Origin of the sequence: Terrabacter sp. RAF57, from assembly GCF_052113925.1 — a bacterium.
In the GTDB taxonomy this organism is placed as follows: Bacteria; Actinomycetota; Actinomycetes; order Actinomycetales; family Dermatophilaceae; genus Terrabacter.
In genome coordinates, this window is record NZ_JBFRDT010000056.1 from 1 (window position 1) to 950 (window position 950).

Annotated in this window: 1 protein-coding gene; it reads left to right on the forward strand. The window is 74.8% G+C overall.

The window, feature by feature from the left end:
- On the forward strand, positions 1-950 hold a 950-nt coding region (locus tag AB4Y83_RS22670), incomplete at both ends, for a DUF222 domain-containing protein (protein WP_442298279.1).

Below are 950 nucleotides of genomic sequence, written 5' to 3' on the forward strand. Positions count from 1 at the left end.
CAGGACTGGGACCACGTCGCGTCCCTGGCCGCCGACCTGCACGACGCGCACGCCCGGCTCGTCGACTTCGTCGTCGCGGTCCTGGCCGACGGGTCCTGGCAGGCCGCGGGGCTGCGGTCGCCGGAGCACTGGCTGATGCTCCGGGCGGGCCTCTCGCGGGGTCAGGCCGGTGCGATGGTGCTGCTGGCCCGCCGCGCCGGGGAGCTGCCCGCCACCGTCGCCGCGTTGCGGGAGGGGCGGATCAGCTTGGACCAGGCGGCGGTGGTGGCCCGGCACACCCCGGCCGCGTTCGACACGACGGTCGCGGAGTTCGCCCGGCACGCGACGGTGACCCAGCTGCAGCGCACCGTCACCCGCTACGACTTCACCCTCCAACCCGACAGCGTCGACGACCGCGGCCGGGGCCTGCCCGGAGAGATCCTGCCCGGAGAGATCCTGCCCGGCGAGATACCGCCTGGTGACGAGAGCGGTGACGAGAGCGGCGGGGAGGGCGGCGACTGCGGCGACGGTGGGTCGGAGAAGCGGGCGCCGGTGGAGCCGGCCCGCCTGAGCATGGGCCTCGACGCCGACGGGCGGTTCCGGCTGCGCTACGACGCGCCGGCCGAGGTCGGCGCGCTCGTCGAGTCAGCCCTCGCCGAGGCCAAGGACCATCTCTTCCACGCCCTCACCCCCGAGAGCGTCCGCGACGCTGACGGCGGTGTGAGCGACGAGCAGAAGCAGGCCCTCAACGGGGACGTCCTGCACCCCGACCAGTACTGCACCGACGGAGGCCGGCCCCGCGTCACCTGGGCCGACGCCCTCATCCTGCTCGCCACCCGCTCCCTCGACGCCGCAGGCAGTGACGGCTCGGGTGGAGCTGCCCGGCGGGCTCGCTACCGGGTGCAGGTCCACCTCGACACCGACGGTGGCTGGCTCACCGGCCGCCCCCGCCTGCCCCAACACATCACCAA